The 24195-nt window shown below is 62.7% G+C and carries 26 protein-coding genes; 18 read left to right on the forward strand and 8 right to left on the reverse strand.

All coding sequences use genetic code 11. From position 1 onward, the window contains the following. Positions 1–15: 15 nt before the first annotated feature. The 3 genes from nikR to trxA all read right to left on the reverse strand — a co-directional run bounded on the left by nikR (position 16) and on the right by trxA (position 1319). Positions 16–528: a nickel-responsive transcriptional regulator NikR gene (gene nikR, locus DWZ15_RS04965; protein WP_118449730.1), complete on the reverse strand. Its 513-nt coding sequence runs from the start codon at positions 526–528 to the stop codon at positions 16–18. A gap of 1 nt (position 529) precedes the next feature. After that, complete coding sequence (locus DWZ15_RS04970; RefSeq protein ID WP_117564540.1) at positions 530–778, reverse strand: hypothetical protein; 249 nt, start codon at positions 776–778, stop codon at positions 530–532. 220 nt (positions 779–998) lie between these two features. Continuing rightward, entirely contained in the window at positions 999–1319 is a 321-nt protein-coding gene (gene trxA / locus DWZ15_RS04975; RefSeq protein ID WP_118449732.1) for a thioredoxin, read from the reverse strand. 136 nt (positions 1320–1455) lie between these two features. On the opposite strand from trxA, the gene DWZ15_RS04980 reads away from it, so the two are divergent. Next, positions 1456–2031, forward strand: coding sequence for a hypothetical protein (locus DWZ15_RS04980; protein WP_118449810.1), 576 nt, complete (start codon positions 1456–1458; stop codon positions 2029–2031). A 17-nt stretch (positions 2032–2048) separates the two neighbouring features. On the opposite strand, the gene DWZ15_RS04985 is transcribed toward DWZ15_RS04980, so the two are convergent. After that, positions 2049–2258, reverse strand: coding sequence for a hypothetical protein (locus DWZ15_RS04985; RefSeq protein ID WP_118449734.1), 210 nt, complete (start codon positions 2256–2258; stop codon positions 2049–2051). A 3-nt stretch (positions 2259–2261) separates the two neighbouring features. On the opposite strand from DWZ15_RS04985, the gene DWZ15_RS04990 reads away from it, so the two are divergent. The 5 genes from DWZ15_RS04990 to DWZ15_RS05010 all read left to right on the forward strand — a co-directional run bounded on the left by DWZ15_RS04990 (position 2262) and on the right by DWZ15_RS05010 (position 6122). Next, on the forward strand, positions 2262–2903 hold the full coding sequence (locus DWZ15_RS04990; RefSeq protein WP_233544638.1) for a GntR family transcriptional regulator: 642 nt from the start codon (positions 2262–2264) through the stop codon (positions 2901–2903). 101 nt (positions 2904–3004) lie between these two features. Next, a complete protein-coding gene (locus tag DWZ15_RS04995) occupies positions 3005–3400 on the forward strand; it encodes a hypothetical protein (protein ID WP_118449736.1) in 396 nt (131 codons plus the stop codon). A 20-nt stretch (positions 3401–3420) separates the two neighbouring features. After that, positions 3421–5367, forward strand: a complete 1947-nt coding sequence (locus DWZ15_RS05000; protein WP_118449738.1) for a BglG family transcription antiterminator — start codon at positions 3421–3423, stop codon at positions 5365–5367. A 51-nt stretch (positions 5368–5418) separates the two neighbouring features. Then, on the forward strand, positions 5419–5754 hold the full coding sequence (locus DWZ15_RS05005; protein ID WP_118449740.1) for a PTS lactose/cellobiose transporter subunit IIA: 336 nt from the start codon (positions 5419–5421) through the stop codon (positions 5752–5754). Positions 5755–5825: 71 nt separating this feature from the next. Then, positions 5826–6122: a PTS sugar transporter subunit IIB gene (locus DWZ15_RS05010; protein ID WP_118449742.1), complete on the forward strand. Its 297-nt coding sequence runs from the start codon at positions 5826–5828 to the stop codon at positions 6120–6122. Here the strand turns inward: DWZ15_RS05010 and DWZ15_RS10675 are convergent. After that, positions 6119–6274, reverse strand: coding sequence for a hypothetical protein (locus DWZ15_RS10675; protein ID WP_233544639.1), 156 nt, complete (start codon positions 6272–6274; stop codon positions 6119–6121). The two genes, DWZ15_RS05010 and DWZ15_RS10675, sit on opposite strands and share 4 nt — an antisense overlap. Here DWZ15_RS10675 and DWZ15_RS05015 point away from each other — a divergent pair. The 3 genes from DWZ15_RS05015 to DWZ15_RS05025 all read left to right on the forward strand — a co-directional run bounded on the left by DWZ15_RS05015 (position 6273) and on the right by DWZ15_RS05025 (position 10125). After that, on the forward strand, positions 6273–7460 hold the full coding sequence (locus tag DWZ15_RS05015; RefSeq protein ID WP_233544640.1) for a PTS sugar transporter subunit IIC: 1188 nt from the start codon (positions 6273–6275) through the stop codon (positions 7458–7460). The genes DWZ15_RS10675 and DWZ15_RS05015 overlap by 2 nt on opposite strands. 105 nt (positions 7461–7565) lie before the next feature. Further along, positions 7566–9026, forward strand: a complete 1461-nt coding sequence (locus tag DWZ15_RS05020) for a glycoside hydrolase family 1 protein (RefSeq protein WP_118449744.1) — start codon at positions 7566–7568, stop codon at positions 9024–9026. Beyond that, a complete protein-coding gene (locus tag DWZ15_RS05025) occupies positions 9019–10125 on the forward strand; it encodes a DUF871 domain-containing protein (protein WP_117742909.1) in 1107 nt (368 codons plus the stop codon). Before DWZ15_RS05020 ends, DWZ15_RS05025 begins: the two co-directional genes overlap by 8 nt. 64 nt (positions 10126–10189) lie before the next feature. Here the strand turns inward: DWZ15_RS05025 and DWZ15_RS05030 are convergent, their stop codons facing one another. Both DWZ15_RS05030 and DWZ15_RS10680 read right to left on the reverse strand, forming a co-directional pair. Next, on the reverse strand, positions 10190–10777 hold the full coding sequence (locus DWZ15_RS05030; protein WP_158572496.1) for a TatD family hydrolase: 588 nt from the start codon (positions 10775–10777) through the stop codon (positions 10190–10192). A 3-nt stretch (positions 10778–10780) separates the two neighbouring features. Further along, entirely contained in the window at positions 10781–11041 is a 261-nt protein-coding gene (locus DWZ15_RS10680; RefSeq protein WP_233544641.1) for an IS3 family transposase, read from the reverse strand. Positions 11042–12040: 999 nt separating this feature from the next. Here DWZ15_RS10680 and nadA point away from each other — a divergent pair. The 4 genes from nadA (at position 12041) to DWZ15_RS05055 (ending at position 15907) form a co-directional block, all read left to right on the forward strand. After that, on the forward strand, positions 12041–13066 hold the full coding sequence (gene nadA, locus DWZ15_RS05040; RefSeq protein WP_118449748.1) for a quinolinate synthase NadA: 1026 nt from the start codon (positions 12041–12043) through the stop codon (positions 13064–13066). Between the two features lie 79 nt (positions 13067–13145). Then, on the forward strand, positions 13146–14498 hold the full coding sequence (locus DWZ15_RS05045; protein WP_369833231.1) for an FAD-binding protein: 1353 nt from the start codon (positions 13146–13148) through the stop codon (positions 14496–14498). A 3-nt stretch (positions 14499–14501) separates the two neighbouring features. Further along, the gene (gene nadC, locus DWZ15_RS05050) at positions 14502–15362 is read left to right on the forward strand and encodes a carboxylating nicotinate-nucleotide diphosphorylase (protein ID WP_118449752.1); all 861 of its coding nucleotides are present in this window, start codon (positions 14502–14504) and stop codon (positions 15360–15362) included. Next, positions 15362–15907, forward strand: a complete 546-nt coding sequence (locus DWZ15_RS05055) for a transcription repressor NadR (RefSeq protein ID WP_117770262.1) — start codon at positions 15362–15364, stop codon at positions 15905–15907. Before nadC ends, DWZ15_RS05055 begins: the two co-directional genes overlap by 1 nt. 239 nt (positions 15908–16146) lie before the next feature. Here the strand turns inward: DWZ15_RS05055 and DWZ15_RS05060 are convergent, their stop codons facing one another. Beyond that, positions 16147–16332, reverse strand: coding sequence for a DUF362 domain-containing protein (locus DWZ15_RS05060; RefSeq protein WP_006235216.1), 186 nt, complete (start codon positions 16330–16332; stop codon positions 16147–16149). A gap of 595 nt (positions 16333–16927) precedes the next feature. On the opposite strand from DWZ15_RS05060, the gene dnaK reads away from it, so the two are divergent. The 5 genes from dnaK (at position 16928) to DWZ15_RS05085 (ending at position 23923) form a co-directional block, all read left to right on the forward strand. Further along, positions 16928–18820, forward strand: coding sequence for a molecular chaperone DnaK (dnaK, locus tag DWZ15_RS05065; RefSeq protein WP_055250813.1), 1893 nt, complete (start codon positions 16928–16930; stop codon positions 18818–18820). A gap of 2 nt (positions 18821–18822) precedes the next feature. Continuing rightward, positions 18823–19665 carry a nucleotide exchange factor GrpE gene (locus tag DWZ15_RS05070; RefSeq protein ID WP_118449754.1) on the forward strand — a complete coding sequence of 281 codons (843 nt, stop codon included), beginning with the start codon at positions 18823–18825 and terminating at the stop codon, positions 19663–19665. A gap of 108 nt (positions 19666–19773) precedes the next feature. Next, positions 19774–20739: a DnaJ C-terminal domain-containing protein gene (locus DWZ15_RS05075; RefSeq protein ID WP_055285310.1), complete on the forward strand. Its 966-nt coding sequence runs from the start codon at positions 19774–19776 to the stop codon at positions 20737–20739. A 72-nt stretch (positions 20740–20811) separates the two neighbouring features. Then, positions 20812–21228 carry a heat shock protein transcriptional repressor HspR gene (locus DWZ15_RS05080; RefSeq protein ID WP_006235210.1) on the forward strand — a complete coding sequence of 139 codons (417 nt, stop codon included), beginning with the start codon at positions 20812–20814 and terminating at the stop codon, positions 21226–21228. A gap of 394 nt (positions 21229–21622) precedes the next feature. Further along, the gene (locus DWZ15_RS05085; RefSeq protein ID WP_118449756.1) at positions 21623–23923 is read left to right on the forward strand and encodes a hydratase; all 2301 of its coding nucleotides are present in this window, start codon (positions 21623–21625) and stop codon (positions 23921–23923) included. Positions 23924–24195: the final 272 nt, after the last annotated feature.

Below are 24195 nucleotides of genomic sequence, written 5' to 3' on the forward strand. Positions count from 1 at the left end.
ATAGGGACAGGTGCGCTACAGCCCCAGGCTCTGCTTGGTGGCGGCGCACGTGAGCTCGCCGTGCTTAACGCCGCGCAGGCCCAGCAGGCGGTCGGCTAGTTCGTAGACGCGCTCGCCGCGACCCTTGAGCGCCAGAATCTCCAAGCAGTTGTGGTGATCCAGATGCACGTGCATGGTCGATACGATCTCGTCGGTGTAGTCGTGCTGCACTTCGTCCAGACGGCGCGTCAGGCCACCGGTATGGTGGTCGTAGATCATGGTGAGCGACCCGATAACATGCTCATCGGGCGTGCGCATCTGCTCCTTGGCGATCGAGGCGCGAATCAGGTCGCGCACGGCCTCGGAGCGGTTGGCCACGTCGCCGCGGCGCGCGATCTGTTCGTCAAAACGGCGCAGCAGGTCGTCCGGTGCGGTAACCGAAAAGCGGACTAGCTCGGAGCCGGAGCCACTACAGTGGCAGCCTGCGTCACCGTCCGCCCCGTGCGGATGCTCGTGCTCGTACCCGCAGCCGTGCTCGTGCTCGGCCACGCTACACCAGCTTTACGGAGCCAACGGAGTTATGGTCGGCCTCGATGGCCTCCTCGTAGCCCTCGAGCGCATCGTGCGCCTCGTGCAGTGCGGACATGGCGGCCTCGAGCTTGGCGCCAATGCGCTCCATGTCAAAGTTCTCGGTCGCATGCAGCAGCTGATGGCTCCACTCGTGAGCGAGCTCAATGGTGTCGTCGACCTGCTTGACGCTCATGGCAAGCTGGCTCATGTTCATTCCGACGTCATGCATGGGAATCTCCTTTTGTGCGGGGCGATATGGTGGTTCAAATTTTACTACGCCCGCCCTGGGCGCCGTCGCATAAGAAAACGGGCGCGAGTCCGTCTGACCCGCACCCGTTCACTGGGGGCTGTTTGTGTCTACCATACTATCCGTGGTTGCATGCCTTGCGTTTGGCACTCCAGTGAGCGGTGCGAAACCGCTCATGGACGGCAGGCAAGTAACAAGCGTATTACAGATGTTTCTTCAGCAGTGCCTGAAGTCTTGCCTTGGGTAAGGCGCCGACCGAGCGGTCGACCTCCTCGCCGTTCTTAAAGACGATCAGCGTGGGGATGCTCATGACGCCAAACTTCATGGCCAGGTCCTGGTTGTCGTCGACGTTGCATTTGGCGACGGCAAGCTTGCCGGCCAGCTCGTCGGCAAGCTCGTCTACGATGGGCGAGAGCGAGCGGCAGGGACCGCACCACGGTGCCCAAAAATCGACCAGCACGGGAAGGCTGCCGTTAACGACGGAATCGAAGTTCTCGGGGGTAATCTGCTTAATGTCAGCCATAGTGACCTCCATAGTGCGACGCGGCTCGGCCGCGTAAAACTCAGTACGACCGTGCTTATACCCAACGGCCCGCAATGCAACCACTCGCAGGCGGCTCTTTTATATAATGGTGGGCACGCAAACGATTGGAGAGCGCATGCCCACGTCACAAAGCCAGAAAAAAGAAGCCATCGCCCAGGCGACCGAGCAGGAGCTCGCATCGCTCGCAGGCCGCGGCGTGCGTATCGCGGGCAACGCGTGCTCTCCGATTGTGCTGGTCAAAGGTGATTTGGATGATGCCGAGCGTGCGGGCGGTGAGCTGGCTGCCGGCGCGGATGGCGCCGCGTTGCGCAAGGCGCTCGGTGCCATCGGATATGCCCCCGAGGATTTTTGCGTGCTGGCAAGCGTCGCCGGCGCGGGCGACGGAGCGGTCGCGGCGGGCGAGGCCCTGACGTGCGACCTGTTCCGCGAGGCGCTGGAGACCTTGGACCCCGAGGCGGTACTGCTGCTGGACAACAGTGCGGCCGATGTCATGCGCGAGACCTATGCCGATATGCTTGTGGCAATTGATGACTTTGACACCGCCATGCTCAAGCCCGGCCTGGTCGCCCATGTGCAGGGGCGCCGCGTGCTGGCGCTCGACGGTTTTGAGGCGGCGCTCACCGACAAGGCCGCCAAGCAGCGCATGTGGGCCTACATTAAGCAGCTGACCCCGGCGGCTGCACCGCTGTAGCGAGGCTGGCGGCAGCTCTACATCACGGCGCGCAGGTCGGCGGTGATGCCGTGCGCGTTGATGTCCGCGGAAAGCGACGAGAGCGCAATGTTGACCGTTTCGTTGGCGCAGTAGCGGCGCACGGCGGTGCGGTCGTTGATCTCGCGGAGCGCGTCGATGCGCTCGAGCGCCTCATCGGTGTGACCCTCTTCGATCAGGGCCGCTAGACCGCGCAGGTAGTGGCGCATGTCGTGACGGAGAACCGAGAGCTCGCGTCCGGACTGGCGCCAGGCTTCGAGCTCTTTGATGGCCGCGCTGTCGCGGGTCGCGAGCATCCAGCGCTCGCGATCGGCGATTTCCTTTGCCTCGTATTCGCGAAGGTAGACGGCAAGAAACATAAGGTAGGAGGCGCAGAGGGCGAAGGCCAAAAACTCAACGGTTTTTCGGTTTCCTGCCGCAAGAACGGGTTTGTTCCCGGAGCCCAGCTGCTGCGTCGTGAAGTCGTTTCGGTTCCCGAGGGGGAACGCGAGTTCTTTGGCGATGAGGTCGAGGAGTTGATTGCCATCGACCGCATCCGCACGGCCGACGGCAGCCCCATCATGGTCGAGTACAATCTTTTCCCTCGAGCGGGTCTCGAGTTCCTCGAGACTGAGCCGCTGGGCGACGCTTCGCTGTTCAAGCTCATTCGCGAGCGGACGGATCGTCGCGCGTTTCGCGGCAGCGAGCAGTCGCTTGGTATCCAACTGGCAAATGACGAGCTCGCGAAACTGCTCGAGGTCCCTCTCGCCGAGCCCCTCTTCAATCTGAGGGGCAGGTATCGCGATCAATTCAACAAGCCGCTGTACGTGGGGCAGCAATATATCATCGGGTCGCGATACACCTTTTCGATGTAGCGTCGCGAAGGGCGCCCTTCGCCGTTGCGGCGCACGAGTGGATTCAGGAGAACCATCATCATGGTCCAAGGAGCCTTCCCTTCAAAGCCGTCATCTTCGATATGGACGGCGTCATCGTCGATACCGAGGCGTATTACCAGATCGAGCAGCGCGAGTTCTTCGAGGAATTCGGCATCGAGGTGAGCGACGAGGAGCTGTTGGCGACCGTGGGCGCCTCGTTCCAGTCGTTCCAGCGCTCCCTCGTCGACTGGTTGGGCCGCATCGGGCGCGTGGTGACGCCGGACGAGGCCCTGCGCATCTATCGGGATTGGAAGAATGGGCGCGAGGTCGATTACGCCGCACTGATGAATCCCGGCGTGCACGAGTCTTGGCGGGTCTCAAAGAGCGCGGCGAGCGCCACACGCACGCCGCGCGCTCGTTTTCGGCAAACGCTTTCCTTCTCGGAAGGGAAAAGCCGGGTATGGAACCCGTCCCATCGCCGTTGGTATCATAGCTAGGCGAGAGGAGGTCAAAGCCGATGGACGTGCAGCTGGCGCGATTTGCGCTCCACATCATGGAGCACGAGGGCATCAAGCCCGCTGAGCTTGCCGAGGCGTTCGGCGTGAGCGTTCGTACCGTGCGCAACCATGTGCAGGCGGTCAATCGCAGCCTTGAGGGCGTCGCGTCTATCGACCTTGCGCGCGGGCGGGGCTATACCGTTTCCGTCGCCGACGAGCAGGCGCTTGATGCGATATTCGAGCAAGCGCGCAAGCAGCGGCGTGCGTCGTTGCCCCAGACGGCCGAGGCCCGCGTCTCCTATCTCCTCAACGATTTGCTCTCGCGCAGTGATTACATCGCCATCGACACACTGGCGAGCGTCCTTTATGTATCACGGACGAGCATATCGAACGATTTGAAACAGGTCGAGGAGCGCTTGGCGCAGTTTGGCCTCGCCATCGACAGGCACAGCCATCATGGCATCAAGGTCATCGGATCCGAGATGGCCAAGCGTCTGTGCCTCGCGAGCCTCGCCATGGAGGGCTCGGATGAGCTGAAGGGCGCGGCGCGCCTCTCGGTCGACGCCGAGGCGTATCGTGCGCTGTTCGACGTGGTTTCCGATTGCGTCGACGACGTGACGACCGAGGAACGCTTCGCCATCAACTCGGTCGCCTACCGCAACCTCATCACGCATATCGTCATCGCTTTGTTGCGGATACGCGAAGGTTGCTATGTGCCCATGGAGGGCGAGCAGCTCACCGAGATTCGGAAGTCCCCGAGTTTCCCGATTGCCCGGCGCATCTCCGATGCCATCGGCGCACGCACCGGCGTCGTTTTGCCCGACGAGGAGGTCGCCTATATCGCCATCCATCTGGCGGGCAAGCGCCTGCTCGGGGATTTCGATGCCGGGGATGATCAGGAGGCGGGGCTTGTCATCTCGGATGAGGTGTGGGATGCCGTGACGGGCATGCTCGACGCGGTGTGGCGCACGTTCCGATTCGACTTGAGGCACGATTTGGAGCTGCGCATGAATCTCGCGCGCCATCTCGTGCCGCTCGAGGTGCGCTTGCATCACCATCTGCATCTCGATAATCCCATCTTGGGGGACATCAAGTCGCGTTTTCCGCTTGCCTATTCCATGGCCGTCGAGGCGGGCTCCTCGTTGGCGGCGCATTATGAAGCTGAGCTTTCCGAGGAAGAGATTGGCTACATCGCTCTCTCCTTCGCCTTGGCGCTCGAGCGCCAAAAGACCGATGCCCCCAAGAAACGCATTCTGGTGGTCTGTGCCTCGGGCGCGGGCAGCGCCCGGCTGCTGGAGCACCGCTATCGTCAGGAGTTCGGTTCGTACGTCGAGCATATCGAGACATGCGATGCCGCCCACGTGCGCTTCGTCGACTTCTCGCGCATCGACTATGTGTTCACGACGGTTCCGCTTGCCGAGGAGGTGCCGGTCCCGGTACGCCAAGTGGGCTATTTTCTGGACGCGGCAGAGGTGAGCGACGTGCGTGAAATCCTGTTTTCCGATTCGCGGCGGTCGGATGCCCGCCCGCTGTTCTGCGAGGAGCTTTTTCTGCCGCATGCGTCGTGCTCGACGCCCGAGGAGGCAATCGAGCTGCTGGTCGGCAAGGCCTCGCGCGTCTACGACCTTTCGCCCGATTTCCTCGATTTGGTGTATCGCCGCGAGCAGGCGGCTCCGACGGCATTCGGCAACCGGGTCGCCATGCCGCACCCGCTCGAAGCGGCGAGCACGCAGAGCTTCGTGGCCCTCGCCCTCACCGACGAACCTATCATCTGGGGAGGTCGCGAGGTGCAGGCGGTGTTCCTCGTCTCAATCGCCCGCGATGCGACCGACGTCTCCGAGGGTTTCTTCTCGGCGATGTCTGAGCTGGTTTTGAGCGAGGCGTCCATCGACCGCCTGCTTTCCGAGCGCTCTTGGCAGACGCTCATCGAGTTGGTCGATCCCATCGAGTCGTGCTCCGCACGATAGCCCATACGTTTTCCATTGAGATATTTGCAAACCGAGAGGGAGGTGAAAACCATGGCAGAGGAGGAACAGAGCACCGAGATGATCTCCTTCGGCATCATCGCTTCGGCGGGTCAGGCGCGCAGCCTCGCCTTCGAGGCGCTGAAGAAGGCCAAGGAGTATGATTTCGAGGCGGCGAAGGCCCTGCTCGAGCAGAGCAAGGAGGCCGCGCTCGAGGCCCATCACGTGCAGACCCAGCTTCTTTCCAAGGAGGCTTCGGGCGACCATACCGTCGTCGACGTGATGCTCGTGCACGCCCAGGACCATCTCATGACCTCGATGCTCGCGCAGGAGCTGGTCGAGGAGATCGTGAATGTGTATCGCGAGCTCGACGCGACGCGCGCCGAGTAATGCGGGCGGGATGGCGCGCTCAAGGCCGCCGTCTTTGTTGATACGACCGTTATGCAAGGAGAATCAAAACAATGAAGGTATTGCTGGTTTGCGCCATGGGGATGTCCACGAGCATTCTCATGAAGAAGCTTGAGAAGTATGCCGCTGAGCAGGGGATCAATTTCAGCATCGCCGCCCAGAGCGTCAACACGTACAAGACGGTCTGCCATGAGTATGACTGCATCCTCATGGGTCCGCAGATTTCCTATCAGAAGGACAACATCGCCGCCGAGTCCGGCATGCCGGTTGCCGTCATTCCGCCGACCGATTACGGCACGGGCAACTGCGCCAATATCATGAAGCTCGTCGAGTCTCTCGTCCAGGGCTAGATACCCGTCTCGATCGAAGAGAAACGGAACACCAATGTCCAAACTTGACAACCTGTATCAATCCCCAGTGATGATGAAGCTGCAGGATGGGGCGGCAGGCTCCAGGCCAACAAGGCCCTGTCCGCCATCAGCGGTGGCATGATGGCGGCCATGGCGGTCATCCTCGCCGGCGCCATCTTCACCGTCGTCGCCACGCTGCTGGATATCGTAGGCGTGCTCGAGACGACCGACGCCGCCTATATGTGGCTCACCACGCCCTATAACATGACCATGGGCATCCTGGGCGTCGTCGTGGCCTTCGCCGTGGGCTACATCTACTCCAAGAACTTGGAGATGGAGGGCGCGCTGGCGAACGGCATCGTCACCATGATTCTCTTCCTGCTCGTGTGTGCTCCCGTTCAGAGTGTCACCCTGCAGGACGGCTCGACCATGAGCGTGCTCGCCACCACCTACCTTGGCGGCACCGGTCTCTTCACCGCGCTCATCATCCCGCTGGTTTCGGTCAAGATCATCGATTTCTGCCAGAAGCATCACGTGAGCCTCAAGATGCCCGACGCGGTTCCGCAGTTCCTTTCGGACGCTTTCGCGACCCTCGTGCCGCTCGTCACCTGCATCCTGCTCTGGCATGGTCTCAACACACTTGCCCAGATGACCATCGGCGTCGTGCTCCCGGGCGCCATCGCCGGTATCCTGTCCATCCCGCTGACGCCCCTCATGTCGGTGCCCGGCATGTTCGTACTCGCGTTTGTGTGCCAGCTGCTCTGGAGTCTCGGCATCCACGGCGCGATGGTGCTCTCTCCGGTCATCATGGCCCCCATGATCCAGTTCTACACCCAGAACGCCGAGCTCGTCGCCTCCGGCCAGGCTGCCATGTTCGCTCCGATCGCCCTGTATGGCGTCATGTCTTGCTGCGGTGGTAGCGGCAACGTGCTGCCGCTCGCCGTGCTTTGCATGCGTTCCAAGTCCGAGCAGCTTCGCGCTGTGGGCAAGGCCGGTATCGTTCCTGCGGTGTTCAACATCTCCGAGCCCATGGCGTTCGGTACCCCCATCATCTATAACCCCATCATGGCCATCCCGTTTATCCTGAACCCCATGATCATCATGTTCTTTGCCTATATCGGCTACTCGCTCGATTTCTTCCAGCCCGGCCACCTGCTCATCATGACGCAGCTGCCGATCATCATGCAGAGCTTCATGCCCTCCCTTGCGTGGCAGAACCTCTTCATTGCCCCTATGGCCTTCGTCATCGCCTTCTTGGTCTACCTGCCGTTCGTGAAGGTGTATGACCATCAGCTGTGCGAGAAGGAGGCTGCCGAGAAGGCCGCTTCCGAAGCGTAGGGACCATCTTGGCGCATGTGCGCATGTGCCCCGCTCTCTGCGGGTGACTTGTGATTGGGGCGCGGCTCTTCGAGTCTCGCCCCTCGTTGTATTTGGAGGTGTTCCATGGGTAGATTTCCCGATGGATTCTTGTGGGGCGGCGCCATCTCGGCCAATCAGATCGAGGGCGCATGGGATGTGGACGGCAAGGGCGTCTCGGTGCCTGACGTGTGCACGGCCGGTTCGCATAAGGTCGACAAGCGCATCACGCCGACCCTTGAGCCGGACACGTTCTATCCGAGCCACGAGGCGTGCGATTTCTACCATCGCTATCGCGAGGACATCGCGATGCTCGCGGAGATGGGCTTCAAGGCGTTGCGGCTCTCGATTGCGTGGACGCGCGTCTTCCCTACGGGGGAGGAGGCGGAGCCCAACGAGCTCGGTCTGGCGTTCTATGACCGCGTGTTCGACTGCTGCCGCGAGCACGGCATCGAGCCCATCGTGACGCTCAGCCATTATGAGATGCCCTATGCGCTGGCGAGCAAGTACAACGGCTGGGCCGGCCATGAGCTCATCGCGTGCTTCGAGCGCTTTTGCGCCTGCGTGTTCGAGCGCTATCGGGGCAAGGTGCGCTACTGGCTCACGCTGAACGAGATGAATACGGGCATCGGTCGCGGCGGGGCCGTGCTCAACTTGAGCACCGTCCGTGGGTACGAGGGGCCCATCAACGGCCTGCCCGATAACCCCGCCGAGCGCTTCCAAGCGCTGCACCATATGCTCGTCGCTGCCGCGCGCGTGACGGCTCTGGCCCACGAGCGCTATCCCGAGTACCGCATCGGCTGCATGTCCTCGTTTGCGCTCATGTACCCCTATACCTGCGATCCCGATGACGCGGTGCTCGTGCAGCAGCGCATGCGCGTGGCCAATTGGTTCTGCTCCGATGTTCAGGTGCGAGGATACTATCCCAGCTACATGAGGCGCCACTTTGCCGAGAAGGGCATCGAGGTCGCGATGGAGCCGGACGACGCCGAGACGCTCGCGCGCGGCACGGTCGACTTCGTCACGTTCAGCTACTACATGTCGGTCTGCCTCTCCGCGCATCCCGAGAAGTTCGAGACGACGGGCGGCAACTTCGCCTTCGGCGCAAAGAATCCCTACCTCAAGACGAGCGACTGGGGTTGGCAGGTCGATCCGGTGGGCCTGCGCTGGTCGCTGAATGCCATCTGGGATCGCTATCAGAAGCCCGTCATGCTCGTGGAGAACGGCTTGGGTGCCTACGATACGGTCGAGGAGGACGGTTCCATCCACGACCCGTACCGCATCGAGTATTTACGCCAGCACATCGAGCAGATGGCCGAGGCGGTGGACGACGGCGTCGACCTCATGGGTTACACCTCGTGGGGCCCCATCGACTTGGTGAGCGCCTCGACCGGCGAGTTCGCGAAGCGCTACGGTTTCATCTACGTCGATCGCCACGATGACGGAACGGGCACCTTCGAGCGCAGCCGCAAGGACTCGTTCTATTGGTACCAGCGCGTGATCGAGACGAACGGCGAGGATCTCGGCGGGGAGGTCTCCCATGCGTGAGGTGCGGTTGGGCATTTCCCTCTACCCGGAATTCGCCTCTGCCGAGGCGTGCCGAGAATACCTGCGCCTCGCCGCCCGTCACGGCTATCGCGTGCTGTTCGTGGCGCTGCTCGGCGTCCGCGATGAACGCGATGAAGTCACGGCACGTTACCGGGCTTTGACCGACGAGGCGCATGCGCTCGGCTTCGAGGTGTTCTGCGACGTGAACCCTTCGGTGCTTGCGCGATTCGGCGTGAATGCGAGCGTTTTGCGCGGCAAGCTCGATCTGGGATTTCTCCAGGAGATAGGCTGCGATGTCATGCGTCTCGATCTCGGTCTCTCCGAGATGGAGGAGGCGTTTCTCACGCGCAACGAGGCGGGCATCGGGGTGTGCCTCAACGCCTCGGCAAACGCGTGCGACCACATCGGGGCGCTGCTCGCAAGCGGTGGGGAGCCGGCGCGCATCGTAGGCTGCCATAACTACTATCCGCATCGCTACACGGGTCTGACGCTCGAGTATTTTCTGACCTGCTCGCGTCGGTGGAAGGAGCGCGGGCTTCCACTCCAGGCATTCGTGTCATCGCAGGAGCCGGAGGCCTTCGGCCCGTGGCCGGCATGCGACGGTTTGCCTACGCTTGAGATGCATCGCGATCTGCCCGCCGCCGTGCAGGCCCGTCACCTCGTGCAACTCGGCTGCGTGGATGACATCATCGTGGGCAACTGCTTTGCGAGCGAGCGCGAGCTTGCGGCAATCGCTGCGGGCGTCGCAGCCCCGATGGCGTTCACCTTGCATCGCGCTCCCGGTTTGCCGAAGGAGCTTGAGCGGCGCCTGCGCCTCGGCCTGTCGTGTCGTCCCGAGCAAAACGGCTATCTCGTGCGCACCGTCGAGAGCCGGATGGTGAAAGGGGAGGTCGCTCCCTTCAACACGGTCGATATCCGGCGGGGCGATGTGCTCGTGGACAACGACGGTTACGGCCAGTATGCCGGCGAGGTTCAGATTGCGCTCGCGGCCATGGAAAACAGCGGGCGGACGAATGTGGTGGGGTATATCGATGGCGCGGAGCTCATGCTGCTCGACGGCCTGCGTGCGGGCACGCGCTTCACGTTCAATGTGGTCTAACCGTCCGGACTGCGGCGGGGCGGTTAATCGAGTTGCGCGATGCGCCGCCCCGCGCATCTGCTGATTACAATCGCAAGAGACGCACGCTCGTCTCCGCAAGAGCGGGGGCGAGCGTTTGCGTAGAGGTGCCGCGGATCTCGGCGAGCAGGGAGAGCGTGTGGGCGAGCGAGGCTTCCAGCTCTGCGGCGGAGCAGGGGGCATCGAGCCATGCGGGCGCATCTGTCTCCAAGAGCAGTGCGTCTTCCGGCAGTTGGCGCGCGTAGGCGCGCCCGCGCCTGGTCGCGAGCATGCACGCGTTGACCGAGACGAGGCACCCGAGCGCGCGCAGGCGGTTCAAGTCCTCGCCGCTGCCCGAAAACCAGTGGAAGATGCAGGTCGCGTGCGCGGGGAGGCCGTGGCGCTCGAGGATGTCGAGCGCTTCTGTGGCGGCGTGCACGGCATGGATGGACACGACGCGGCCCGCGCGCGGCTGCGCGGCGCAGGCGGCCACGATGCGGTCGAAGGCGCAGAGCTGCGCCGCGCGCGTCGATGCATGGGCGCGCGAGAAGTCGAGCCCGACTTCGCCCACGAATTCGTGGGCGGCGGCTTGGGCGGTCGTCCACGCAGCCGTCTTCTCGCCGGCAGGGCCCGCCTCGATGCGCTGGATTGGCAACACCTATTTGGACGATTCCGGTAGGGACAGCCCCGCCTTTCTGAACTCGACCGGCGACATGTAGCCCAGCGTCGAGTGGATCCTGAAGTTGTTGTACCAGTGCACGTAGTCCGAGAGCTTGGCCCGGAGCTCGCGCGTCGTGCCGAACGTCTCGCGGTGGACGAGCTCGGCCTTCAGTATCCCGTCGGTCGACTCGTCGACGGCGTTGCCGTGGGGGCGGCCCTTGGCCGACAGCGACCTCTCTATGCCGAAGGCCTCGAGCATCAGGTCGATCTCGGCGTTGTCGAACTCGCTGCCGCGGTCCGTGCGGAATACCTCGATGCCCGCGCTGCGCCGACATGGGGCAGCGGCCCCCGTTGGCCGCCATGGCCCTCACTTCCGAGCGTATACCGGCGCCGCTCGTCTTAAGACGTCGACCTCCATCCGGAGCCTGCGGTTCTCGCGCTCGGGCTCCAGGATCCGGTTCTACTCGGGCGTGCGGTTGTCGGCGGCGCGCGGCGAGCCGGTCGCGTTTATCGGCTTGACCCGCCTCTCCACGGTGCTCTTGCCGAGGCCGCACTCGTCCATGGCCTCGCGCCTGGGCTTTCCGGCGTTGTGGAGATCGACTATCTTCCTCTTGAACTCGTCGGTGAAATGCCTCGGTCTGGGGCCGGTCGAGGCCGAGCCCCCGGTCCGGCTGGGATAGCATGTCGCTGCGGGCCATCGTCTTTCCTCTCGTCGAATATCTAGGCGCTGACGATTCTAGGCGATGGCCCTCTCTTGCTTCTTACACCTCGATTGTGCGCGCTACCCCCAGCGGGCCCGGATCGAGCGATTCGGGCCCGCTTTTGGGGTCTGCCGGAAGCCCGGTGGTCAAAAAAGGCCAAATATGAGTACTGTTACCAGTTTAGTGGCAGCCAAATGGCCTCCAAAATCGGTGCCAGCGGCCAAAAGCGCATCGATTTTCGTCCGTCAGAGTCACGATCGGGCTCCAAACAAGGCGATTTTGCTGATCTGGACCGGAAAATCGCTGCTACTAATTTGGTGACAGTACTCATATTTGGCCTTTTTTGACCACTGCCCCTTGGTCCAGGACAATGCGGGCCGCTCGAATCTTGGGGCGGGTCCATTTTCGACTATCCTCAGCTTGCCAGTTCGAAAATGGACCCGCCCCAAGATTGAATCTTTATTTCAACTTTACACCTAGGTTTACAGCTGTCTTGTCAGCTGTAAACCTAGGTGTCATACTAAAGCCCCAAGATTCGCCAAAAGAGAGGGGCCTTGATGGCACAGAGCGCGAACATGGATGCGTCGGAGCTTGCACGCGATATCGCGGCCGGCCTAGCATCGGCAACGACGGCAACGGAGCGCGCGGCACTGGTGCCCGCAGAGCTCGTCGAGGCCATTCAGCAACTAAAAACCCAACGTGACACGGTGATCCTGGCGCACTACTATGTGGCGCCCGAGGTCCAGGCCGTTGCCGATTACGTCGGCGACAGCTTTTACCTGGCAAAGCTTGCCAAAAGCCTGCCGCAGCAGACTATCGTGCTGTGCGGCGTGGAGTTTATGGGTGAGAGCGCCAAGCTGCTCAACTCCACCAAGACCGTGCTGCTGCCCGAGCCGGGTGCGGACTGCCCCATGGCGCACATGGTCAAGCGCGAGACGGTCGACGCGGCGCGCGCCGAGTACGGCGACGACCTTGCCGTGGTCTGCTACGTCAACTCGACGGTCGAGATCAAGAGCTGGAGTGATGTGTGCGTCACCAGCTCCAACGCCGTCAAGATCGTGTCCGAGCTGCCGCAGCAGCATGTCCTGTTCATCCCCGATCAAAACCTGGGCCGCTTTGTGGCCGAGCAGGTGCCCCAAAAGCACGTCATTCTCAACAACGGCTACTGCCCGCGTCATCACATCATCACCGTCGAGCAGATCGTCGACGCGCAGGAGGCGCACCCCGACGCGCTCGTGCTAGCGCACCCCGAGTGCAAGGCCGACGTCCTGGCTGAGGCCGACTACATCGGGTCTACTGCCGGCATCATCAAGTATGCCGAGGAGTCGGACGCGAGCGAGTTCATCATCGTGACGGTCCGCGGCGTGCTCTACGAACTTGAGCGCCGCTGCCAGGGCACCGGCAAGAAGTTCTACTTCCCTGCGGTGCAGCCCACCTGCGTCAACATGGATCTCATCACGCTCGAAAAGCTCGTACGCTGCCTAGAGACGGGCGAGGGCGAGGTGCAGATTGGCGTGTCGGACGAGGCTGCCGACCAGGCCAAGCTCACGCTCGACCGCATGCTCGAGTACGCGGCGCGCTAGAACAATGTGACATGAGGGGCGGTTCCCCAGTCACGTCACAAGGGAGAGGATTCCTGTGGAAACCAAGCAATACCCCGACATGGAGTGCGACGTCGTCATTGCCGGCTGCGGCGTAGCGGGCCTGTACGCGGCGCTCAACCTGCCGACGAGCACGCGCGTGATCATGCTCTCCAAGGGCGCGGTCGACGAGTGCGATTCGATGCTCGCGCAGGGCGGCATCTGCGTGCTGCCCGAGGGCTCGGACTACGATGCCTTCTTTGAGGACACCATGCACGCCGGCCATTACGAGAACCGCCGCGAGAGCGTCGACATCATGATTCGCTCGAGCCGCTCGGTCATCAACGACCTGCTAGCGATGGGCGTGGATTTTGAGCGCAAGGCCGATGGCGGCCTCGACTTTACCCGCGAGGGCGCGCACAGCCGTCCGCGCATTGCCTTCCATGCCGACATTACGGGTAAGGAGATTACGACCAAGCTGCTTCAGGCCGTCCGCAAGCTGGACAACGTGCAGATTCTCGAACACGTTGCCATGACCGACATCCTGACGGCCGAGCGCGATGGGGCCACGGTGTGCACTGGTGTCGTCGCTGTTGCCGTGGACGAGGACGATTCAGCTCGCCCCGCCGACGAGCTGGCAAATGCCGCTGAGGGCGTGCATGTCGGTAAGCCGTTTAAGATCCATGCCCGCCATACGCTGTGGGCGACGGGCGGCATCGGTGGCGTATACGACCATTCGACCAACTACCCGCAGCTCACGGGCGACGCCTGCTACATCGCGCAGGAGCACGGCATTAAGATGGAGCACCTGGACTACGTGCAGATCCATCCCACGGGCCTGTTCTCGCCGCAGCCAGGCCGTACGTTCCTGATCAGCGAGAGCTGCCGCGGTGAGGGCGCGATTCTGCTCAATGCCGCCGGCGAGCGTTTTACCGACGAGTTGCAGCCGCGCGACGTTGTCGCTGCCGCCATCCGCGAGCAGATGAAGCAGGACGGCACCGAGCACGAGTGGCTGAGCTTTGCCCCCGTCGAGCGCGATGTAGTGACCGGGCACTTTGCCAACATTCGCGCGCGCTGCCTTGAGGACGGCCGCGACATCTTGGACGAGCCCATCCCCGTTACGCCCACGCAGCACTACTTTATGGGCGGCGTATGGGTCGATAAGGACGGCCGCACTTCGATGCCCGAGCTCTACGCCGCGGGCGAGACGGCTTGCAACGGCGTTCACGGCAAGAATCGCCTTGCATCAAATAGTCTGCTCGAGGCGCTGGTCTGGGGTCGTCGCGCCGCGTGGTACATGCGCACCGGCGAGTCGCTGGCCGTGGAGCAGGCGGGCGAGCCCGCGCTCGATGGACGCCATCGCGCCCTGAGTTCCGATACCCTTGCAATCGATGATTTGGCCCGTGCCGCCGGCACGCAGGCCGCAGAGGAGTAGACCATGAATCCCATTACCATGAAGCTCGTCGTCGATGATCTGATTTTGCAGGCTCTGCGCGAGGACATTACGTTTGAGGACGTGAGCACGGCGAGCGTGTGCCCCACGGCGCGTCCCGCCACGGTGGAGCTTATCGCCAAGGCCGACGGCATCATCGCCGGCTTGGATGTGTTTGCCCGTACCTTTGAGCTGCTGGATTCGCAGAGCTCGGTGCTGCTCGACGTTGCCGATGGCGAGGAGGTGCACGCCGGCGACCATGTGGGTCAGGTGCGCGGCGATGCGCGCGTGCTGCTTTCGGGTGAGCGCGTGGCGCTCAACTACCTGCAGCGCATGAGCGGCATCGCTACCTACACGCACAGCATGGCCGCGGCGCTCGAGGGAACCAAGACCGTGCTCGTCGACACGCGCAAGACCACGCCGGGCATGCGCGTGTTTGAGAAGGCGGCGGTTGAGATTGGCGGCGGCAGCAACCACCGCTACAACCTGTCGACGGCCGTCATGCTCAAGGACAACCACATCGATGCCGCCGGTGGCGTGACGCGCGCGATCGAGATGGCGCGCGCTCACGCATCGTTTACCACGACGGTTGAGATTGAGTGCGAGAACCTGGACATGGTACGCGAGGCCGTGGAGGCCGGTGCCGACATCATCATGTTCGACAACATGACCCACGATGACATGGCTGCCGCGATTGAGCTTATCGCCGGCCGCGCCAAGACCGAGTGCTCGGGCAACGTGGACGCCAACAATGTCCGCGCGCTCGCCGACCTGGGCGTTGACTTTATTAGCTCGGGGGCATTGACGCACTCTGCGCCGATTCTCGACCTCTCGCTCAAGCACCTGCGTCTGCTGGACGGTAAATAATGAACGCCCGCGAGCGCCGTCGTGCCATCATGGGCGTGCTCGAGGGAGCCAGGGAGCCCGTTTCGGGCAGCGCACTTGCCCGCGAGGTTGGCGTGAGCCGCCAGGTCGTGGTTCAGGATATTGCCCTGTTGCGTGCCGATGGGCACGATGTCGTGGCAACCAACCGTGGCTATGTGCTGCAGGAGGCCCCCAGCAGCCCCGCCGTGCCCACGCGCTTGGTCAAGGTTCGCCACAGCGTGGAGCAGGCAGGCGATGAGCTCACGAGTATCGTCGACGCCGGCGGCGCCGTGCTCAACGTGATCGTCAATCACCGCGTGTACGGTAAGATCACGGCCGACCTGGACATCCGCAACCGTCGCGATGTTGAGCGCTATCTGCACGATATCGAGAGCGGCAAGAGCTTTCCACTGCTAACGGTGACGAGCGGCTATCACTTCCATCGCATTGCGGCAGAGGACGAGCAAACCCTCGACGAGATCGAGGCCATGCTCAAGGAGAAAGGCTACTTGGCAGACCTCATGCCCTACGAAGACGACCTATCGTAGCCGACGCTGCAAACGCCTCATTTGGGCAATCTGGCCTTCAATCGTCGGTCGCGTACCAAAGTACGCTTCCCTCCTCTTTCAGGCCACCTTGCCTCAAATGGGGCGTTTTCGCTGGCGCGAGTTCAACCAACGGCGGTGCCAAATTAGCTGCCTGTACAAACAAAAGGAGGCCTCCGCGGCGATGCGGAGGCCTCCTTTTTGTGCACGGTGTACTTTTGAGTGTGCAAGTGCGGGAGTTGTTACTCCTCGACGATCTCGGTGATCGCGCCAGCGGGGCAAGCGTCCTGGCAAGCGCCACAGGCGACGCAGGAGTCCTCGTCAGCGACGGTGGCGACGTCCTGGAGCTCCAGAACGCCAGCGGGGCAGGAGTCGACGCAAACGCCACAAGCGATGCACTCGTCGGCATCAATTACGGGATGAGCCATGGTAGTTTCCTCTCTGTTGACCGACGCTACAGACGATGCGCGCCGGTTTGATTCGGGCAAAAACATACCACGGGAGCGACCGTTTGCAATACCCTCTGGCCGGCATCTTCATACCGTTCGCCGAGTATGCCAAGGTTTACTAAAAAACACGCAGGTGGGGCCGTTGAGCTGCGTAAATGTTAGCTAAAGGTGACTTGAAATATTGCGCTATTAAGCGCGCCTGCGGAAAGGGCATCCCGTTATTTGGCCGAAAAACGGGTCGCAGCTTCCGGTTGGACCGCCTGGCGGAAACTGTGTCCCAGAATTCGCGCTCAGACCGGGATACCCTTTCCGCAAGGCAGCCCTAGGCACCTTCGGGCCCAAATCTCAGCCATCTCTACATAGATCTCAATAGATTTGCCGAGAATTCAATCAGCGCATCTACCTGCGCATTTAAGAACCTAAACTCTCAGCAATAAGAAATCTTATATGAATTGACTTAGATTTTGTATATTCCAGCCCATAAGGGGATACACTACATCCTGAAAGACAAGCCGAAGCGCCGCGCGACAGACCGTCGAGGCGACGCGAACGCAAAAGAGAGAGGGAATTTCTAATGAGTAAGATTCTTGGTATCGACCTTGGTACTACTAACTCCGCCATGGCCGTTCTCGAGGGCGGTTCTCCGACCATTATCGTGAACGCCGAGGGCGACCGCACCACCCCGTCCGTCGTGGGCTTCCGTGCCGACGGCGACCGCGTTGTGGGTAAGGCCGCTAAGAACCAGGCTGTCACCAACCCCAAGAACACCGTGTTCTCCATCAAGCGCTTCATGGGCCGCAAGTACTCCGAGTGCACCTCCGAGATCAAGACCGTGCCGTATGAGGTCAAGGAGGGCCAGGGCGGCCGTGCCGTCGTCGACATCGAGGGCAAGGATTACACCGCCGAGCAGGTGAGCGCCATGACGCTCGCAAAGATGAAGGCCGACGCCGAGAAGTATCTGGGCGAGACCGTCACCGACGCCGTCATCACCGTCCCGGCCTACTTCAACGACGCCCAGCGTCAGGCCACCAAGGACGCCGGTAAGATCGCCGGCCTCAACGTCAAGCGTATCGTCAACGAGCCGACTGCTGCTGCTCTTGCCTATGGCCTGGACAAGCAGGGCACCGACCAGCGCATCCTGGTCTTCGACCTGGGCGGCGGCACCTTCGACGTCTCCATCCTCGACCTCGCCGACGGCGTGTTTGAGGTTCTGTCCACCTCGGGCGACAACCACCTGGGCGGCGACGACTGGGATCAGCGCGTCATCGATTGGATGGCCGATAAGTTCCAGCAGGAGAACGGTGTCGACCTGCGTCAGGACCCCATGGCCCTGCAGCGTCTGAAGGAGGCCGCCGAGAACGCCAAGAAGGAGCTCTCCGCCGCCCAGCAGACCACCATCAACCTGCCGTTCATTACCATGAACCAGTCCGGCCCGCTGCACCTCAACTACACGCTGACCCGCGCCGAGTTCGAGAAGATCACCCGCGACCTGCTCGAGCGCTGCAAGCAGCCTGTCACCAACGCCCTGCGCGACGCTAAGCTCAAGCTCTCCGATCTGACCGAGGTCATCCTCGTCGGCGGCTCCACCCGTATGCCCGCCGTCCAGGAGCTCGTCAAGACCATGACCGGCAAGCAGCCCAACATGTCCGTGAACCCCGACGAGGTCGTTGCCGACGGCGCTGCCGTCCAGGGCGGCGTGCTCACCGGCGACGTCGAGGGCATCCTGCTGCTCGATGTTACCCCGCTGTCGCTGGGCGTCGAGACTATGGGCGGCATCATGACCAAGATGATCGACCGCAACACCACGATCCCGACCTCCAAGACCGAGGTCTACTCCACCGCTGCCGACAACCAGACCAGCGTCGAGATCAACGTGCTCCAGGGCGAGCGCGAGCTTGCCCGCGACAACAAGTCGCTCGGTAAGTTCCAGCTGACCGGTATCCCGGCTGCCCGCCGCGGTGTGCCGCAGATCGAGGTCACCTTCGACATCGACGCCAACGGCATCGTCAAGGTCTCCGCTAAGGACAAGGGCACCGGCAAGGAGCAGCAGATCACCATTTCCGGCTCCACCGCTCTGTCCGACGACGAAGTCGATCGTATGGTCAAGGACGCCGAGGCTCATGCCGAGGAGGACAAGAAGCAGAAGGAAGAGGTCGAGGTCCGCAACCAGACCGATAGCCTGTGCTACTCCACCGAGCAGACCCTCAACGAGCTGGGCGACAAGGTTTCCGCCGATGTGAAGTCCAAGGCCGAGACCGCTATCGCCGACGCCAAGAAGGCGCTCGAGGGCTCTGACGTCGAGGCCATCAAGGCCGCTGGCGAGTCCCTGCAGTCCGTGGCCTACGAGCTGGCCCAGGTTGTCTACGCCGACGCTCAGCAGCAGACCGACGGTGCCGCCGGCGCCCAGCCTGCCGACGATGACGTTGTCGACGCCGACTACGAGGTTGTGGACGACGAGGACAAGTAATCATGTCCGCCCGTAAAGCTCGCACGGAGGCGGCCGCCACTGGCGCCGCCCCCGTTGACTCTGAGGAGAAGGACGTGAAGATTCCCGTAGAGGCCGTCGACGATACCGAGGCCAACGAGGCCCCGGCCGCCGAGGCTGCCGAGAACCAGGTAGAGGATTCCAACAAGGAGGCGACGATGACCGAGGACGAGATGGTGGAAGCCGCTATCCGCGCCGGTGAGGAAGCCGCCGACAACGACTTTAAGCTCAAGTTCGAGCAGGCCCAAAAGGAGCTTACCGACGTGCGCAGCGAGCTCGATGCTGCGGCAGAGGCTCAGAAGGCTGCCGAGGACAAGGCGAAGGACGCCACCGAGCGCACCGCCCGTTTGCAGGCCGACTGGGAGAACTTCCGTCGCCGCACCGCCAACGAGCGCATCGCCGAGCGCGACCGCGCGACTGAGAAGCTTGTCACCGCGCTGTTGCCGGTAATCGACGATATCGAGCGCGCGATCGACCATGCCCGCAGCCAAGAGCTTGCCGACGACTTTAAGCAGTTCGTCGATGGCGTCGACGCGGTGCATGCCAAGCTGCTCGATGTGTTTGCGCACGAGGGCGTTGAGCCCATCGACCCCAAGGGCGAGGCGTTCGATCCGCTCGAGCACCAGGCTGTGGGTCGCGTCGAGGACGCATCGCAGTACGACGAGACCGTCAACGACGTGTACCAGAAGGGCTACCGCATGGCGGATCGCATCCTGCGTTCCGCGATGGTGACGGTGACCTACGGTGGCGAGAAGCGCCCCGCACCGGAGCCCGAAGCGGCGCCCGAGGATGCTTCGGCCGATACGGCCGAGAGCACCGAGGAGTAATTGAGAAGGGCCCCGGGGCAACACCCGGGGCCCTTTCTGGCCTAGTGCCATATGAAAGCATGAGCCGTCGTCTGCATGGGCGGCGGACGTAACAGGAGAGGAGCTACGATGGCTGCAGGCAAAACCTTCTATGACATCCTGGGCGTATCCAAGAGCGCCTCCGACAAAGAGATCAAGAGCGCGTTTCGCAAGCTCGCGCAAAAATATCACCCCGATGCCGGCGGCGACGAGGCCAAGTTTAAGGAGATCAGCGAGGCCTACGAGACGCTTTCGGACGAGAAGAAGCGCAAAGAGTACGACCAGATGCTCATGTTCGGCGGCATGCCGGGCGCGGGCGGCGCGTATGGCGGCGGCTACGGTGCCGGCGCGGGCGCCAGCGGCTGGGGCGATATCTTCGACAGCATCTTCAGCGGCAATGGCGCCTGGGGTAGCGATTGGGGCTCGGGCTTTGCCGGGGCTGCGGGCGCTGCCGGTGCCGGCGCGGGTCGCAGCCGCGCTCGCAAGGGCGGTGACCTATCGCTGACCGTCGATGTGACGGCCGAGGACGCGTTTCGCGGCGTGACGCACAAGGTCACCTATCGCATTCCCTCGACAGGCGAGCAGCAGACCATCACGGTCTCGGTGCCCGCGGGCGCGGTCGATGGCGGCAAGCTACGCTACAAGCGTCGCGGCGAGTATGGCGTTGCGGGTGGCGAGCGCGGCGACCTGGTCGTGACCACGCATGTGGAGGAGCACCCGCTGTTCAAGCGCAAAGGCGCCGACGTGACCATGGAGGTACCGGTCTCGGTCTACGAGGCGGCGCTCGGCTGCACGGTGGACGTGCCCACACCCGGCGGTGCGACGGTCCGTTTGAAAGTGCCCGCGGGTACTCAGACGGGTAAGAAGTTCCGCTTTAAGGAGATGGGAGCGCCCGACGTTAAGCACCGTGGCCGTACGGGCGCGCTGCTCGTCGAGATCAAGGTGCAGGTCCCCACGAACCTATCCGATGACGAGCGCGATGCCATGACCAAGCTGCGCGAGGCCGACACGCGCGACTATCGCGAGAAGGTCAACCGTTACAAGGCGACGTACTAGGGCGGTCGCGGCGCGCGCCCGCGCCCGCGGGCTTATGATGGACGATAACGAGACGGAAAGGGGTCAGGTAGCATGGCCGAGGACAATAGGAACAAACCGCTGTACATGATCAGCGTGGCGGCCGAGCTGACCGGCATGCATCCGCAGACTCTGCGCGTCTACGAGTCTAAGGGTCTGGTGAACCCCCAGCGCTCGGGCGGTAACACACGCCTGTATTCGCGTGCCGATATCGAGCGTCTGGAGCTCATCAACCAGCTGACTGACGAGGGTATCAACCTTGCCGGCGTGGTGCGCATTCTCGATATGAAGGAGCGTGCCGAGGAGCGCGAGCGCGAGAACGAGAAGCTCCGCGCTCGCGTGCGCCAGCTCGAGGATGAGCTGCACGAGTACAAGATGCAGAAGAAGATCACCGCCCTGGCCCCGCGCGATGGCTCGGTTAACCCCGAGCAAGTCATGCGCAAGCTACTGGGCGCCGGCGGGGATCTCTAGGTTCCGCCGTTCTGCCGACCGGCGGACCGGCCGACGCTGCGCGACGTCCAGAGCGACAATTTGTCATTCAAAAGGCAAGGCATGACCAGAAGGTCTATGCCTTGCCTTTTTCATGCCAACTTGTTCGCTCTGGACGGCGCTCGCTGTCCGTCCTCTGCCTGCGGCGTTGCCTTGCTCCGGATGCGGTAGGGTAGTCATTGGGGACGTTCTTAAATGACTAGTCGAAAGGGACACTCTTGCGCCAAATCTGCCGGCCCCACACCGGGCTCGTCCTTTACTTTACTGAGATAAAGTGAACGCGCAGATTCGTAACCCGCTCGCAACCGTTCTATGGCACGATATTGAACGAATGTATGCTATGCGCCCGAGCCTTTCGGGCAGAGTGGGAGACAGTATGGTTAAGCTGTACGAGGACGGCATCTACCTGCGCGGCGGCAGCGAGGTTGTGCCTGCAGCCGAGGCCGCTGAGCGCGGCATTACGCAGACGCCCGAGGATGTCAAGCGCGGCACCATCGCGTATTCGATCCTTCAGGCACACAATACGTCCGGCGACCCCGAGGCGCTCAAGATTCGCTTCGACGCCATGGCGAGCCACGACATCACCTTTGTCGGCATCATCCAGACGGCGCGCGCCTCGGGCATGGAGCAGTTCCCGCTGCCCTACGTGCTCACCAACTGCCATAATTCGCTGTGCGCCGTGGGCGGCACCATCAACGAGGACGACCACGTCTTTGGCCTCTCTGCGGCCAAGAAGTACGGCGGCATCTTCGTCCCGCCGCACATCGCCGTCATCCACTCCTTTATGCGCGAGAACTTTGCCGGTTGCGGCAAGATGATCTTGGGTTCCGACTCGCACACCCGCTACGGCGCTCTGGGCACTATGGCCGTGGGCGAGGGCGGCGGCGAGCTGGCAAAGCAACTGCTGCGCGACACCTACGACGTCGCCTATCCCGGCGTTGTCGCCATCTACCTCACGGGCGCCCCGCGCCCCGGCGTCGGCCCGCACGACGTTGCGCTCGCCATCATCCGCGCTGTCTTTGCCAAGGGTTACGTCAAGAACAAGGTCATGGAGTTTGTGGGCCCCGGCATCGCGAGCATGACGACCGATTACCGCAACGGCGTCGACGTCATGACCACCGAGACCACCTGCCTGTCGAGCATCTGGGCCACTGACGAGGACACGCATGCATTCCTGACCATGCACGGCCGCGGCGACGACTACCGCGAGCTCAAGCCCGCCGATGTCGCCTACTACGACGGCTGCGTCGAGGTCGACTTGTCGAGCATCAAGCCCATGATCGCGCTGCCGTTCCATCCTTCCAACGGCTTTGAGATCGACGAGCTCAATGAGAACCTCGAGGACATCCTTCACGAGGTGGAGCTCGAGGCCGCCAAGATCGGCGAGGGTAAGACGCACTTTAGCCTGCTCGACAAGATCGTCGACGGCAAACTGCACGTGCAGCAGGGCGTTATCGCCGGCTGCTCGGGCGGCAACTACGACTCCGTGGTCCAGGCTGCCCGCGTGCTCAAGGGCGCCAACACCGGCTGCGGCGAGTTCTCGCTGTCGGTCTATCCCACGAGCCAGCCCGTGGCGCTCGAACTTACACGCCGCGGCTATATCTACGACCTTATGGAGGCCGGCGCGATCGTGCGCACGGCGTTCTGCGGCCCGTGCTTTGGCGCTGGCGACACGCCCGCCAACAACGGCCTTTCGATCCGCCACACCACGCGCAACTTCCCCAACCGCGAGGGTTCCAAGCCGGGTAATGGCCAGCTGAGCGCCGTGGCCCTGATGGACGCCCGCTCCATCGCGGCGACGGCTGCCAACGGCGGCGTCCTGACGCCGGCGACCGACCTGCCCGAGGAGACTTGGGACGAGGCCTGCGAGTACACCTTTGACGACGTGCCGTACAAAAAGCGCGTGTACTGGGGCTTTGGCAAGGCGGAGCCTGCCGACGAGCTGGTCGAAGGCCCCAACATCAAGCCGTGGCCCGCGATGGAGCCCCTCGGCGACGACATCCTGCTCAAGGTGTGCTCCAAGATTATGGACCCGGTCACCACGACCGACGAGCTCATTCCTTCGGGCGAGACGAGTTCCTTCCGCTCCAACCCGCTGGGCCTGGCCGAGTTTACGCTGAGCCGTCGCGATCCGGCCTACGTGGGCCGCTCCAAGGAGGTCGACGCCGTGGAGAAGCGCCGCGTGGCCGGAGAGGCCGCGGGCGACCTGGCGGCGCTCGATGCCGAGCTTGCCGGTGTGTTCGAGGCGCTGGCTGGTGCGGGTGTCGCGGCCGATGCCAAGGCGACCGAGTACGGCTCCATGCTCTATGCCAAGAAGCCGGGCGACGGTTCTGCCCGCGAGCAGGCTGCGAGCTGCCAGCGCGTGATCGGCGGCCTGGCCAACATCGTCCACGAGTACGCCACCAAGCGTTATCGCTCCAACGTGATGAACTGGGGCATGGTGCCCTTCCAGATGGAGGTGGAGCCCAACTTTGAGGTGGGCGATTACGTTTTCGTGCCGGGTATCCGTGCCGCGCTCGATGGCGATCTGAAGGACATCGCCGCCTACGTGGTGCGCGCCGACGGTGCGGTCGAGCAGATTGAGCTCTATATTGCCGATATGACGGCCGAGGAGCGTGCCATCGTCAAGGCCGGCTGCCTGATCAACTACAACAAGTTTAAGGCCGCTGCCGAGTAACGCACTTAATTGTCCGCCCGGGTCTTACCCTTTCCCGCCCGCTCACGCGCTTCGCGAGGGTCGCGTTCGGGAAAGGGTAAGCCCCGGGCTACATTTCTGCGTTCTCGTTGGGTCTTGAGGGACGCTAATAAATAGACTTACTTGATGCCGCCTCTTTTTATTGGGGCGGCTTCTTTTTGGACCACCACAAAGGTGCCTGTCCCCTTTGTGGCGGTTTCGTTTGTCTCGATCTGTAACAGCTGGTCTGATAAAAGCGGGCTTGGTGTTACAGA

Source organism: Collinsella sp. AF29-7AC, from assembly GCF_003475665.1.
GTDB lineage: Bacteria > Actinomycetota > Coriobacteriia > Coriobacteriales > Coriobacteriaceae > Collinsella.

What these genes read in the sequence shown, in the direction of transcription:
- DWZ15_RS04970 (WP_117564540.1), bottom strand. Translation starts at nt 778, where the DNA reads ATGCATGACGTCGGAATGAACATGAGCCAGCTTGCCATGAGCGTCAAG.
- trxA (WP_118449732.1), bottom strand. Translation starts at nt 1,319, where the DNA reads ATGGCTGACATTAAGCAGATTACCCCCGAGAACTTCGATTCCGTCGTT.
- DWZ15_RS04980 (WP_118449810.1), top strand. Translation starts at nt 1,456, where the DNA reads ATGCCCACGTCACAAAGCCAGAAAAAAGAAGCCATCGCCCAGGCGACC.
- DWZ15_RS04985 (WP_118449734.1), bottom strand. Translation starts at nt 2,258, where the DNA reads ATGCGCCACTACCTGCGCGGTCTAGCGGCCCTGATCGAAGAGGGTCAC.
- DWZ15_RS04995 (WP_118449736.1), top strand. Translation starts at nt 3,005, where the DNA reads ATGGACGGCGTCATCGTCGATACCGAGGCGTATTACCAGATCGAGCAG.
- DWZ15_RS05000 (WP_118449738.1), top strand. Translation starts at nt 3,421, where the DNA reads ATGGACGTGCAGCTGGCGCGATTTGCGCTCCACATCATGGAGCACGAG.
- DWZ15_RS05005 (WP_118449740.1), top strand. Translation starts at nt 5,419, where the DNA reads ATGGCAGAGGAGGAACAGAGCACCGAGATGATCTCCTTCGGCATCATC.
- DWZ15_RS05010 (WP_118449742.1), top strand. Translation starts at nt 5,826, where the DNA reads ATGAAGGTATTGCTGGTTTGCGCCATGGGGATGTCCACGAGCATTCTC.
- DWZ15_RS05015 (WP_233544640.1), top strand. Translation starts at nt 6,273, where the DNA reads ATGGCGGTCATCCTCGCCGGCGCCATCTTCACCGTCGTCGCCACGCTG.
- DWZ15_RS10675 (WP_233544639.1), bottom strand. Translation starts at nt 6,274, where the DNA reads ATGGCCGCCATCATGCCACCGCTGATGGCGGACAGGGCCTTGTTGGCC.
- DWZ15_RS05020 (WP_118449744.1), top strand. Translation starts at nt 7,566, where the DNA reads ATGGGTAGATTTCCCGATGGATTCTTGTGGGGCGGCGCCATCTCGGCC.
- DWZ15_RS05025 (WP_117742909.1), top strand. Translation starts at nt 9,019, where the DNA reads ATGCGTGAGGTGCGGTTGGGCATTTCCCTCTACCCGGAATTCGCCTCT.
- DWZ15_RS10680 (WP_233544641.1), bottom strand. Translation starts at nt 11,041, where the DNA reads ATGCTCGAGGCCTTCGGCATAGAGAGGTCGCTGTCGGCCAAGGGCCGC.
- nadA (WP_118449748.1), top strand. Translation starts at nt 12,041, where the DNA reads ATGGCACAGAGCGCGAACATGGATGCGTCGGAGCTTGCACGCGATATC.
- DWZ15_RS05045 (WP_369833231.1), top strand. Translation starts at nt 13,146, where the DNA reads ATGGAGTGCGACGTCGTCATTGCCGGCTGCGGCGTAGCGGGCCTGTAC.
- nadC (WP_118449752.1), top strand. Translation starts at nt 14,502, where the DNA reads ATGAATCCCATTACCATGAAGCTCGTCGTCGATGATCTGATTTTGCAG.
- DWZ15_RS05055 (WP_117770262.1), top strand. Translation starts at nt 15,362, where the DNA reads ATGAACGCCCGCGAGCGCCGTCGTGCCATCATGGGCGTGCTCGAGGGA.
- DWZ15_RS05060 (WP_006235216.1), bottom strand. Translation starts at nt 16,332, where the DNA reads ATGGCTCATCCCGTAATTGATGCCGACGAGTGCATCGCTTGTGGCGTT.
- dnaK (WP_055250813.1), top strand. Translation starts at nt 16,928, where the DNA reads ATGAGTAAGATTCTTGGTATCGACCTTGGTACTACTAACTCCGCCATG.
- DWZ15_RS05070 (WP_118449754.1), top strand. Translation starts at nt 18,823, where the DNA reads ATGTCCGCCCGTAAAGCTCGCACGGAGGCGGCCGCCACTGGCGCCGCC.
- DWZ15_RS05075 (WP_055285310.1), top strand. Translation starts at nt 19,774, where the DNA reads ATGGCTGCAGGCAAAACCTTCTATGACATCCTGGGCGTATCCAAGAGC.
- DWZ15_RS05080 (WP_006235210.1), top strand. Translation starts at nt 20,812, where the DNA reads ATGGCCGAGGACAATAGGAACAAACCGCTGTACATGATCAGCGTGGCG.
- DWZ15_RS05085 (WP_118449756.1), top strand. Translation starts at nt 21,623, where the DNA reads ATGGTTAAGCTGTACGAGGACGGCATCTACCTGCGCGGCGGCAGCGAG.